We start from the raw sequence: 13125 nt of genomic DNA, 5'->3' as shown, positions 1-13125 counted from the left end.
ATTAAAACTCTTCAATTTGTGCCGTCAGGCACTTAATATCGGTAGAAAACATGAATTAGAATATCTCGAGCGTGCCCTAGGTACGCAATTATTGTTGTTTTGTTGCGTACCTATGGCACGCCAATGGATTTGAAACTAATTTTCTACCGATATTAAGTGCCTATGGCACATTTCAACTCTTGATTCTATTATTTATCCCACCAGATTTTTGTTGTAAAAAGGTCTTGACCTTGTCGTTTAACCGCTTCTGCTAAGTTAGTCGAATTCACTGAATATTCGCTGGTTGGATATTTGAAACGTCTTGGTATTGTGCCGTTTGTAACGTTACCCGGAAAGTTTACCGGAATTAAAACCGGATAACCTGTTCTTCTCCAGTTAGCATAAACTTCCTGCTCGTCTACAAATAAGGCAATATAAACCTGAGTATGAATTTGATTCATTTTAGCCTCAAAAGATCCTGCAGCATTGTACGGATTTGCCGTTAAATAGGGCGTTGCATCTGGAATAGTGTAGGCTACTCCATAAATTCCCATGTTTAAGAAAGAAGCCTGCACACCTTTTTCATATAAATCTTTATCAGACGCTGCGTACCAACCTCTTGCAGCGGCTTCGGCTAAATATAAATTAGTTTCGGCGTTGCTGATTAATACAAGCGGCGCATCGTATTTAAAAACCGTACTTTGGTTAGGCTCAGAATACGTTGCTTGTTCAGCAGGAGTTGGGGCAATTTTAGTTCCGTTAGGGAAACCTTTTTGAACGGCAAGGGCTGTATTTTGAGTTGTTCCCTGCCAAACTCCCGCGTAAACACTAATTCTAGGATCGGCAGTTGATTGTAATAAATCGATAAATGTTTTAGCTAATTTTCCGCCTTCCACATTTTTTGTACCGTAAGAACCTGCTGTAAAATCTTGTTTTCTCGAATCGAAACCAACCGGATTTCGGTTAAAATCATTTGGGCCATCCGTGTATTTCATGATCGCATTATCAGCGGTATTCAAAATTACTCCTCCTGCAATAGCTTTTGTTACCCAGGTTTGTGCCAATGCAGCATCAACTTTTGTTAATCTTAAACCTAAACGAAGCATTAACGAATAAGAGAACTTTTTCCATTTGGCAACATCTCCGTCATAAATGAAATCAGATTTACCGAAACTTGGTTTTGCAGGATCTAATGCGGCTGCCGCTTCGTCTAACTCCTTCAATAAATCTTTATAAATAAATTCCTGAGAGTCATATTTAGGAAGAAATATTTGAGTGCTGTTTGCTTTTGCTGCTTCAGAATAGGGAATATCTCCGTATAAATCTGTAATTCTGTGGTATAAATAAGCTTTCCAGATTCTCGCAATATTCAATTTGTTGCTTTCGTTTGGATTGTTTTTTACCTCATTTATTACAACTTCTGTTTCATTTAAAGCGGTTGGATACGCCTGATTAAAATAAGCAGAATAATAAACTTCATTACTTAAATATTTATCACCAGCTCCAGATGCTTCTTTGTAAGTTGCATAATGCTGCAGCATTCCGCCGCATTCTAAAATGTTAGTTGCAAAATAATTGTTGTTTAAACCATCAAGCTGTGCTTTACTGAAAACAAAATTCGGATCTGGTTTTTCAACTGAATTAGGGTTCGTATTGATTTCTTCAAAATCATCGGTACAAGCTGTCATACTTCCTAAAAGTGCGCCTGCGATATATAAAAGGGTTATCTTTTTCATGTCTTTTAATTTAATTATTAGAAATAAAGCAAGCTTAAAATTTGACATTTAAGTTTAAACCGAAACTTCTTGTTTTTGGTACTCCAAATTGTTCTACACCCTGAGCATTTCCTGCACTAAATACAGATTCCGGATCTACGTTTGGTGTTTTCTTGTAAAGAATGAATAAGTTTCTTGCTACAAATGAAACAGAAGCGCCCTGAAGTTTTGATAATCCTTTTATTTTTTCAATAGGTAAATCGTAACCCAGAATTACTTGTCTTAATTTGATGAAACTTGCATCATAAACAAATTCAGAAGAAATGTTTCTTAAACCGTCATAATAAGTTCTTAGGTTTTCCGGAGCAATTACCATATCAACCGGATTTCCGTTAACATCAACACCTTTAATTGGCAAACCGCTTTCACGACCTTCAAGCGTCAATTTTGTCAATCCCATACGAGTTCCGTACAAGTTAGTTCCTGAATATAAGCTTCCGCCAAATTTACCATCGATTAAAAAGCTCAATGAAATGTTTTTGTATTTGAATTCGTTGGTAATTCCCGCAGCCCAAGGATGAACACCCTGACCTAATTCTTCAAGCGGTCCCTGTGCAATAGTTGCAGATCCGCCGCTTACATTATAAACCGTATTTCCGTTAGCATCTTTACGAGGTCTGTACCCTTTTATGATACTGTACGGACGTCCAACATCACTTGTAATCGTTACATATCCGTTTACAGAAGTTGCCATTGTAATCGAGTTTAACTGATCTGTAAGTGCTTCAACTTTATTTTCGTTGTAAGATCCGTTGAAACTTGCGTCCCAGGAAAATTTATCAGAATTGATGATTTTACCGCTTACTAAAAACTCAACTCCTCTGTTTCTCATTTTTCCTAAATTCAATAAAGCAGTATTGGCTCCGGAAGCTGTTGAAATTGTAGTTTCAACAATATCATTTGTAGTCGCACGGTTGTACCACGCAAAATCAAGATTTAAACGATTGTTGAAAAAACCTAAATCAGTTCCAATCTCAAATGTTGTAGAAGTCAACGGACTTAAAGTTGCATTTGGAACTCTTGAACTTGTTGGTCCCTGAACCTGCTGGCCGTTATGTCCGCCCTGAATCATTGAGTACGATTGGTTCAATGCATAAGGATCTGGCGTTGCGCCTCCCACTTCTGCCCATGAACTTCTTAGTTTAGCAAACGAAACAAATTCCGGCAGTGTTATAATATCCGAAACAATTATACTTGTTCCAACAGAAGGATAAAATACCGTATTGTTTTCTTTTGAAAGGGTAGAAAACCAATCCTGACGGCCTGTTACATTTAAAAATACAATGTTTTTATAATCAAAATCGGCAGCGCCGTAAACCGAGTTGGTTTTAGTTTTTCCGTAAGGGTAACTATAAGCCAAAGTTGATAAATTACTTAAAGCGTAAAAATCATTTAATACAAAATTTGAACCTTCCACTCTGGTTTCGTCTCTCAAGGTCGTACGAGAGTTAACTCCAACTAAAGCATTTAAAGAGAAATCATTATAGAAATTCTTTTTGGTATAATTAAGAATTGCTTCTGAATTGATGTTTGATAATTTCATTTTTGAACCCTGCGCATATCCAACCGGATTGTTTAAAGTTGTTTTTGGAATGTATCCGAAGAAATCATAATCAGTATAATCTTGTCCAACTCTACCTTGAAGGAATAATTCTGGAGTGAAATTTACTTTTACGTTCAACATCCCGATGAAACGATTTTTAGTGTCTTTGTTTTTAATTTTATTAACAACAAAATAAGGGTTTGTTGCTACAGCAACAGGATTCCATGCTTCTTCAATTCCGTTGGCATCATAACCTGGGGCAAGATTTCGAATGTCAACCGTATTACCAATCATGTAAGTCCCCCAGTTTGGATTTGCCTCCGCATCAGAAACCGTTACTCTGTTGTTTGATTTTTCTAAATTATATTGTGCTACAACATCAAATTTTAACCAATTTGTTAAGTTCACATTACTCGCAATGTTGATGCTTTTACGGTTAAAATCAGAATTTGGAACCACACTTTGGTTATCCATATTCGAGAACGAAAGACGACCTGTAGCTTTTTCATTTCCTCCAGATAAAGCAAGAGAATTAATGAATGTCGTTCCTGTTTCGTAGAAATTTTTAATGTTATTTTTTTGCGCCACATAAGGTCTTGCAACACCGTCAAACTGAATTACGTTGCTTCCGTCAATTTTAGCACCCCAAGACCAGCGTCCGGCTGCAACAGCTTCTGCCTGCGTGGTTGGTTTTTTTCCGTTTGCTCCAGAACCATATTCATACTGCCAGTCTGGTATAATCGAAGGTGTTTCGAATGTAAATGAAGAATTATACTCCACTCCAATTCCTTTTTGAGCAGAACCTCTTTTTGTTTGAATTAAAATTACACCGTTTGCTGCATTGGCGCCATAAAGTGCGGCAGCCGTTCCACCTTTTAAAACCGTAATCGTTTTAATATCATCGGCATTAATAACAGAAGTTCCGTCACCACGATCCACATTTATTCTTGTTGAACCCGCACCGTTTCCAATTCCCGGTAAATTAAGCTGTGTATTGTCAATTGGTAAATCGTTAACCACATACATAGGCTGGTTGTTTCCGTTTAAAGATCCGTTTCCACGAATTACAACTCTCGTTGAACCATTTGCTCCGGTTGATGTACTGCTCACGTTTACTCCGGCAATTTTTCCAACTAATGCATTCGAAATATTGGTTTCTTTCGCTTTTGTAAATTCAGTTCCTTTTAATTCAGTAACAGCGTAGGCAACAGATTTACTGCTTTTTTTAACCCCCAATGCGGTAACTAAAACTTGTTCCAGAACATTTTCGGCAGGTTTTAATCGAATCGTTAAATCTGAAGTTTTAAGTAAGGCAAATGATAAAGTTTCATATCCCATATAACTTACAATAATATGAACTTCGTTTTCCGGAACCTTCAATTTGAATTTTCCGTTTTCATCAGATATTGTTGCTATTTTATTATTGCTCTCGGCATAAATTGTAGCTCCGGCAATTGGCATTCCATCATCCTGACCTAAAATCTGGCCCGAAATTTCAACTTGATTGCTTTGTTGTTCAAAAAGATGCTTTTTTATTGCAATCTCTTTGGCGTTTGTGGAGAAGATGATTCCTCCAATAAACACTAATGAAATAAGCTTTGTTTTCATAATAGTTTGGTTTTCATGTTTTTCTTTTGGTTTTTTATTGGCAAATCAAATATATAGATTAATTTCAAACATTTGCATTTTTTTTGCAATAACTGCATTTTTTTTGCAATAAAATTCATCCAAGTATTTTTTTAATCTTAAAAACATTTGATTTTTAAAGGCGTTTTGAGAAAATTTTGCAAAATGAGCTTTTTCATTAAAAAAATAATTTTGGCTGAAAATTCGTATTTTTGAAAAATGAAAATCGCACTTATTCAATCAGAATTGGTTTGGGAAGAAGCTTCTGCAAACAGAAAAAACTTTGAATCGAAAATAAAACAGATCAATCAGCACGTCAATTTGATTGTTTTACCTGAAATGTTTTCGACAGGATTTACTATGAATCCGTCGGCAGTTGCAGAAAAGATGGAAGGGGAAACAATTTCGTGGATGAAATTTATTGCGAAAGAAAAAAATAGTGCCGTTACGGGAAGTTTGGTTATTACTGAAAATGGCAATTATTATAATAGAATGTTTTTTGTTTTTCCGTCGGGAGAAATGCAGTATTATGACAAACGTCATTTATTTTCATTAGCAGGCGAAGACAAATTCTATACTGCAGGAACTCAAAAAGTAATTGTTGATTATCTGGATTGGAAAATCTGCCTGCAGGTTTGTTATGATTTGCGTTTTCCGGTTTTTGTGCGAAATGTAGAAAATTACGATTTACTTTTATATGTGGCCAACTGGCCAAAAATACGCACCAACGCCTGGGACGCTTTGCTTAAAGCGCGCGCGATTGAAAACCTAAGTTATGTTGTGGGTGTAAACAGAATTGGGCTTGACGCCAATAACTACGAACATACCGGACATTCGCAGGTTGTTGACTTTTTAGGAAATTACATTTTAGAACCACAAGAACCAGAAGGTGTTTTTGTGGTTGATTTAGATAAAAATGAAATGCTGGAAACCCGAAAAAAGCTCGATTTTTTAAGCGACAAAGATACTTTTGAGATTAAAATCTAGAAAGCTTTTCGCTGCTTTTCCTCTTTTTTCCTTTTTTTCTCGTCTTCTTTTTTCTCTATTTCGGGACTGTAAGGAATACTTAAATCCACGCTTTGATCAACGTCCCAATTGCTGCGGACATCAACTTCCTGCTGATAATAGAAAACTTCTTCGGCGTATCGTTTGTCCAGAAAACTTCCGGCATCATACATTTTGTTTTTATTATCGTCGTAAATAATCCTAACCGTAAACTGAGTTGGTACTAATAAATTGAATTCAATTTTAGTATTTCCTTCAGAATATTCGCTGGCCAAAACTTCATCGCCTTTTTTGTTCGTGATTTCAACAATGATCGGGAAACGTTTTACATTTTTCAAATTCAAAACTAAATTTCCGTAATCGGCAGCTTCTTTTGTGGATAGTTTATATGATAAAGTATCGTTTGTTTTTTCGTAAAAATCAGTCAAAGCGCCCGGGAAAAATGTAAAATTGTATTTTTCCTGAGGTTCTTTTTTGAAATCGACATACAGTTTCTGATTGAATTCGTCATATTCTGTAGTAAAATCAACAGCTGTCGAATCTTTGTTAACTAATTTAATTTTTGATTTATCGAATTTCACCAAAGGCGTTTCAGTTTCTAAAGTAAATCTTTCTCTAAAATTAATTATACCGTTTTGAACCGCTTTAATGTTCATCGTGTCCTTTTTCTGGTCTTTTACTCTAAAAGTAAACCTCTTTTTATAGGTATCACGACTAACTTCTAACGATAAAGAATCGGCTTTTAAAGGTTTATACCAAACCTGAAGCGAATCTTTTTTAGGAAACTGCGTTACAATGGTTTCAAGAACCTGATCATTGTTTTTAAGTACAATTGTTGGCTTATTGATCTTGAAATTTTGTTTTCCTTCATAAGGTAAAAGCAATCTGTTTCCTGATGCCTGAATTGGTTTTACGGCTTTTAACGGAAGTGTTTCCTTAAATAATTCCAAGTCAAAAACAGTGTCATTTGGCACCGTAATAAAATGTTTGATAAACCCAATTTTATCATCTTTTGGGTTGTATTTATTGTTACTTGATTTATCTTTTAAAGCGACTAAAAGATATTTTCCGGCTTTTAAATTTTCAAATTCAAAAGTTCTTAAACTGTCTAAAGTATTGGTAACGTAACGCGGAAAATCCTTGTAAATAACAGAATCTTTGTATTTATCATTTGCCTCATACAACATTACCGAAACAAAATTATCTACCTTTTTTTCATACGAATCCTTAATGCTTCCTCTAAGTTTCAGCGAATCAATATAAGGTCCTGTTGAAAAAACATATTTAAATTGGTTTATCGCATTTCCTTCATTATTATCCGTAATACTTTGTCCAAAATTAAAACTATAAGTAGTGTTGGGCTGTAAAGTGTCTTTAATTTTTATGTTTAAAAATTTACTAACACCAGTTGGATAAATCAACGGCTCATTTTTCATTGGAGGTGAAATAACAAGTTGTTTGTTGAGGTTTTTCAACTTTACGTATTCATCAAAAACCAATGTAATTTCGTTTCCTTTAAAATCAGTACTGAAATTTTTAGGAACACTCGAAACCAAAACAGGAGCCAAAGTATCTTTTAATCCGCCAGTTATACTGCCTCTTTTGGCGCAGCTCATCATTAATAATACCAATAAAAATGAAATGTATTTGAGTTTGCTTTTAAACATAGCGGTTTTTAAATTTGATTGCACAAAATAACAATTATATTTGCTTTAATTGAAATTTTTTGGCCATTTATTAGGATTTACAGCTTTTAGATTTACTTCTTTTTTTGAATAAGAAATAAACAATAGGCTATAATTTCTTACTTTTGAGTTCAAATATAATTTCCTTAGGTTTTGATAAAAAGAATTTTCTTGGTTTTAATGGTTGTTTTGTTTTCTGCCTGCAGTAAAAATAACAAACCTGTAATTGCTTTTTATTATTGGAAAACCAATTTGAAATTTTCTCCAACAGAAAAAGAAGTTTTAAAAGAGAATGACGTTCATAAACTCTATGTTCGTTATTTTGACATCGGACTTCATCCTGAAACGCAATCTCCAATTCCGATAAGTCCTATTCATTTTCAGGAAAATATCCAGAATTTTGAAATTGTTCCCGTGGTTTTTATTCAAAACAAAGTAATGCTGCAAACCAATCTTGATGTTGAAGATCTGGCTAAAAAGACGATTCATTTAATTGACGAAATCAATAAAAAGAATAAAATCAATTATGCTGAAATTCAAATTGACTGCGACTGGACCTTAAAAAGCAAAGACAATTATCTTAAATTTATTGAACAGATTAAAAAGCTTTCGCAGAAAAAACTCTCAGCAACAATCAGGCTTCATCAGGTAAAATATTTCAGAAAAACTAAAATCCCAAATGTAGATCACGGCGTTTTGATGTTTTACAATATGGGAAGTATTGCGCCAGATTCGTTAAATTCTATTTACAGCCAAAAAATCTCGGCAAATTATTTGAAGAGTTTGAAGAAATATCCGCTTGATCTGGATTATGCATTGCCAATATATTCATGGGCGGTTCATATCAGAAATAATAAAGTTGTTGGACTTCGTTCGAAAGTGAATTTCAGTGAACTCAAAAAGGATAAAAACTTCGTTCAGATCAATTCCATTTTTTTTAAAGCCAGACAATCAAATTATAAAAATGGTGTTTATTATGAAGAAAATGATCTGCTTAAAATAGAATCCATTTCTGCCGAAGATTTAAAAGAAATGGGAGAAGATTTAAGCGAAAATTCGGCGAAAGCCCCAAAAGAAATTATATTTTACGATTTAGACGAATTCAATTTAAAAAGTTATGAAAAGAATATTTTTGAGCAAGTTATTTCTTGTTTCTAGTGTTACGATACTTTCGGTTTACGGAATACTATATGCCTGCGGCGGCGGAGACGATTGGGATTTTTTTGGTTACAATTCTAATTTCACGCCCGAAACTTTTGCAGATAAATCATATTCGCCCTTGTTTTTGGCCGGAGATATTTTTTATGGAGTTGGTTTTGATACCAAACACAATTCGCGTTTCAATGAAAATATAAAATCAGATTGGGGAACTTATCTAAAAGGTGTTGTTGATACTACAACGGTAAATTATTTTTTAATTGGAGATGATAAGCCAAGATATTATTCTGATGAAAAAAACACTATTAAAAACAAAGAAGAAATTACAGATCTTCATGTTTTTTATAAAAACAAAAAGCAAAATGCTTCCTCTGTAAAATGGGGCAAAAAAATGCCGTTGAAAGATGCAAAAGTGAAAAGCTTTGTAGAGTTTTTGTATCTGGCTCAAAAAATTGAAACGGTTTCAATTGGCGAAGATTATTGGAGTTACGATCCTGTTGTGGCAAAAACTTTTAATGATTTGCAAATGATTCAGTCGATCGAAAATGTTTACAACACAACTGCAGATCCGTTTTTGAAAAACAGATATTGGTTTCTAACAATGAAAGCTCGTTTTTACAGCAACAGCAAACAAAAAGCAATTGACTTTTTTAATAAAACCGAAAGTTCTGTTCCTAAAAATGTATTGTATTATCGCGCACTTTCGTACGTTGCAGGAATCAATTATCAGCAGAAAAAATATGCAGTTTCTAATTATTTGTATGCACAGGTTTTTGACAAATGCCCGGAATTAAGAATTGTAACGGCGTATAGTTTTCATCCAAAAAATGAAGCGGACTGGACAAAATCGCTGGCAATGGCAAAAAATAATAAAGAGAAAGCGGCGCTTTGGGCCATTCACGGATTTTATAAAGATGAAAAACAAGCGATTGAAAAGATTTATGAATTAGATCCAAAAAGTGAACATTTAAATTATCTGGCAACGAGATTGGTAAACAAACAAGAACAGGCACTTAATAATTCATTTCAACAAAAAGCAGAAGAAAATCAGCCGGTGAAAAACCAAACGGTTGCGGAGAATAAAACTGAAAATCAATCTAAAATAGATAAAAGTGCTTTTGATTTAATTACAAAAATTTCGGCAGCAGATAATACCGCAAGACCTTATTTATGGGATTTGTCTTTGGGTTATTTACAGACTTTAAAAGGCGATTATGCCAATGCTGATAAAAGTTTTGATAAAGCAGTAAAAACACTTCCTAAAACAGAATTGGCGGGAATGCAGTTGCGTTTATTGCGCTTTGTAAATAATTTGAATAAAATTGATAAACTGACGGATAAAAACGAGAAAACAATTCTGTCAGATTTAAACTGGCTGTATTATGAACTTCCAAAAACATATAAAGAAGGAGAGTTTCGTTATCAAAATGCTTCTTCGTGGAGCAGAAGTTATTTGTCTGCACTTTATAAAGGAAAATCAGATCCGGTAATGTCGGAGATTTTTGGTGAATCGCGCTATAGTTATTGGAATGATGGAAATGCTTTTTATGACAATGAAAAAAATCTGATTGATATCAAAACATTTTTGGCAAAGCCAAATAAAACCGAAATCGAGAAAATTGGTGCCGGAATTTATAGTTTGAAATTGAAAGATATTAGCAATTTCCAAGCAGTTCAGGCGACTTTTAAAAACAAAATCCCCGAAGCGATTGCTTTTATGAAGGAAACAGATTCTGTTCAATACTATAAATTTTTAGGAAATCCGTTTAACGGAAGCATTAAAGATTGTCACGATTGCGATCATGCGGCCTACCAAAAAAGGAAATATACTTTTATTGATTTTTTAAATACGGTAAAAGAAATGCAGGATAAACTGGCTCAAAAAGAAGATGTTTACACAAATAGTTTGTTGCTAGGAAATGCATTTTATAATATTTCGCATTTTGGAAACGGAAGAACTTTTTATGAAATTAGTATTGTAGGTTACGGTTCAAGTCCATATTCGTTTAGAGATTCCATGAAAAAAATGATTACCAATTGTGATGTTTCTAAAGGGTATTATCAAAAAGCATTGCTGGCTGCAACGACAAAAGAGCAAAAAGCAAAATGTGTGTATTTGATTGCGAAATGTGAACGAAACGAATATTATAATAATAAATATAACAATGTTACAAACTGGTGGAGTATTGAAGACGATAAAATTAATTTTATTGCCTGGAATGGTTTTAAAACTTTAAAAAAGGATTATTCAGACACTCAATATTATAAGGATGTAATTGCTGAATGCGGTTATTTTAATACTTACATTAATCAATAATAGAAAGTCATGGTTAATAAAATAGAACATATTGGGATCGCGGTAAAAAATATGGATGATGCAAATGTATTGTTCGAAAAAATGCTTGGTGTTCCCTCTTATAAAATGGAAGCGGTAGAAAGCGAAGGTGTTTTGACCTCGTTTTTTCAAACCGGAAATAACAAGATTGAGCTTTTAGTGGCGACAAATCCCGAAAGTCCTATTGCAAAGTTTTTAGAAAAGAAAGGGGAAGGAATTCATCACATCGCTTTTGATGTTGATGATATTCATGCCGAAATTTCCCGTTTAAAAAATGAAGGTTTTGTGCTGATAAATGAAGTTCCGAAGAAAGGTGCCGACAATAAATTGGTAGTTTTCCTGCATCCTAAGAACACAAATGGCGTTTTGGTAGAGCTTTGTCAGGAAATTAAATAAAAAATATCACTTTTTGTTTTTAAATAAGGTCTTGAAAATCAATCTTGTTTTGAATACTGGGACTTTGAATTGAAATTAAATGCAAATCATGTCTTAAAATATTTGGAGTGAACGAAAAATAGTAGTAATATTGCATCCTCTAAACCGGTCCTATAGCTCAGCTGGTTAGAGCACCTGACTCATAATCAGGTGGTCCCTGGTTCGAGCCCAGGTGGGACCACACTTAGAATCAAGCCTTTACAGTGATGTAGGGGCTTTTGTTTTTTATACCAGTGCACACAATTTGCACACAGCTTTTAAAATTAGTCAGTTTTCGACATTTATCATGCAGTGTAATTGATTAATTTTTATGCTGATTTGTTTGTTGTTATTATTTATTTTAATAAATCTAGATAATATTATAAAACAGGTTTCACATTAATTTTAAACATACATAGATTTTTAATTATTTTATATCTTCCTCTAAGTCATTATTTCTTAAATTCACTTAATAGAACCTGAATTTTACGAAATGAAAAAAGGTAGTAGAATTTATGACCGAGAATTTAAAGTGAAGGCTGTCCAGTTAGGATACGAAATAGGTCTTACAAAAGGCGCAAGAACGCTTGGTATTGCTCCTTCATTTATGACTCGATGGAGACAAGAGTTTCTTGAATTTGGAAAAACAAGTTTTTGTGGACGTACTAAATGGAGATTAAATAAAGAACAAACAGAATTTTCCAAATTAAAAAGGAAATTAAAAAATGAGCTTAAAGAATCAGAACTTAAGCTTGAAATTTTTAAAAGTGCAAGTAAATACACTTCTCAAGGAAACCTTACCGTCTATGACTTTATAAAAAACCATTCGGACAAATACACGATTACAAAAATGTGTAAAGTTTTGGGTACAGATAAAACTACATTCGACAAATGGAAAAGTCAGGCAATTTCGCCAAGACAACATAGAGTAAATTTGTTAAAAAAAGAGATAACTTCCATATTTTATGAATATAAAGAACTATACGGTGGAGCAAAAATTGCTGCAGAATTGCAGAGCCGAGGGTTTAAAATAAAAACATGTCAAGTGTGTATTCATATGAGAAATCTAGGTCTAGTTAGTAAGATTAGAAGAAATTACAGGCTTAAAACAAATTCACTAAATATCCCTTATAAGTTTCCAAATATTTTAAATCAACAATTCATATTCGAAGAACCATGTAAGGCATGGATATCTGACATAGCTCGAATCCAAACATCCAACGGATTTTTGTTTGTAACAATTATTATGGATTTATTTGACAGAAAAATTATTGGATGGAATCTTAGTAATGGATTAACTATAAATGAAACAACAATGCCAGCATGGGCAATGGCTGTCAAAAATAGAAAACCAGAGAAGGGATTAATATTTCATTCCGATAGGGGCATTCAATATGCTAACAAAATCTTCAGTCATAAATTAGACTCATATAAGTTTATTAAAAGAAGTATGAGTCGAACAGGAAATCATTCTGACAATGCTGTGTCAGAAAGTTTTTTTAAATCCTTTAAATCTGGACTGGTTGATTTAAATAATCTTCTTACCAGAAAACAAATGCAAGAAAAAATATTAGAATATTTTGAAAATCGACTATAGAAAAACTT

The 13125-nt window shown here is 33.6% G+C and carries 8 protein-coding genes and 1 tRNA gene; 6 read left to right on the top strand and 3 right to left on the bottom strand.

Annotated elements, in window-relative coordinates; translation table 11 throughout:
* Positions 1 to 188: 188 nt before the first annotated feature.
* Positions 189 to 1715, bottom strand: coding sequence for a SusD/RagB family nutrient-binding outer membrane lipoprotein (locus NLJ00_RS03695; protein WP_256636275.1), 1527 nt, complete (start codon positions 1713 to 1715; stop codon positions 189 to 191).
* Between the two features lie 34 nt (positions 1716 to 1749).
* Positions 1750 to 4905 carry a SusC/RagA family TonB-linked outer membrane protein gene (locus NLJ00_RS03690; protein ID WP_256636274.1) on the bottom strand — a complete coding sequence of 1052 codons (3156 nt, stop codon included), beginning with the start codon at positions 4903 to 4905 and terminating at the stop codon, positions 1750 to 1752.
* A gap of 237 nt (positions 4906 to 5142) precedes the next feature.
* Here NLJ00_RS03690 and NLJ00_RS03685 point away from each other — a divergent pair, with 237 nt between their 5' ends.
* Positions 5143 to 5910 carry a nitrilase family protein gene (locus tag NLJ00_RS03685; RefSeq protein WP_053473318.1) on the top strand — a complete coding sequence of 256 codons (768 nt, stop codon included), beginning with the start codon at positions 5143 to 5145 and terminating at the stop codon, positions 5908 to 5910.
* Here the strand turns inward: NLJ00_RS03685 and NLJ00_RS03680 are convergent.
* Entirely contained in the window at positions 5907 to 7595 is a 1689-nt protein-coding gene (locus NLJ00_RS03680) for an Ig-like domain-containing protein (protein ID WP_256636273.1), read from the bottom strand. The two genes, NLJ00_RS03685 and NLJ00_RS03680, sit on opposite strands and share 4 nt — an antisense overlap.
* 171 nt (positions 7596 to 7766) lie before the next feature.
* On the opposite strand from NLJ00_RS03680, the gene NLJ00_RS03675 reads away from it, so the two are divergent.
* The 5 genes from NLJ00_RS03675 to NLJ00_RS03655 all read left to right on the top strand — a co-directional run bounded on the left by NLJ00_RS03675 (position 7767) and on the right by NLJ00_RS03655 (position 13117).
* A complete protein-coding gene (locus tag NLJ00_RS03675) occupies positions 7767 to 8771 on the top strand; it encodes a hypothetical protein (RefSeq protein ID WP_256636272.1) in 1005 nt (334 codons plus the stop codon).
* Entirely contained in the window at positions 8731 to 11088 is a 2358-nt protein-coding gene (locus NLJ00_RS03670) for a hypothetical protein (RefSeq protein ID WP_256636271.1), read from the top strand. Before NLJ00_RS03675 ends, NLJ00_RS03670 begins: the two co-directional genes overlap by 41 nt.
* 9 nt (positions 11089 to 11097) lie before the next feature.
* The gene (gene mce / locus NLJ00_RS03665) at positions 11098 to 11502 is read left to right on the top strand and encodes a methylmalonyl-CoA epimerase (RefSeq protein WP_256636270.1); all 405 of its coding nucleotides are present in this window, start codon (positions 11098 to 11100) and stop codon (positions 11500 to 11502) included.
* Between the two features lie 146 nt (positions 11503 to 11648).
* Positions 11649 to 11722, top strand: a tRNA-Ile gene (locus NLJ00_RS03660).
* 291 nt (positions 11723 to 12013) lie between these two features.
* On the top strand, positions 12014 to 13117 hold the full coding sequence (locus NLJ00_RS03655; RefSeq protein ID WP_256636269.1) for an IS3 family transposase: 1104 nt from the start codon (positions 12014 to 12016) through the stop codon (positions 13115 to 13117).
* Positions 13118 to 13125 lie beyond the last annotated feature (8 nt).

It is taken from the genome of Flavobacterium panici (genome assembly GCF_024499525.1).
Lineage (GTDB): Bacteria > Bacteroidota > Bacteroidia > Flavobacteriales > Flavobacteriaceae > Flavobacterium > Flavobacterium panici.
This window is presented reverse-complemented; position numbering and strand designations above follow the sequence as displayed.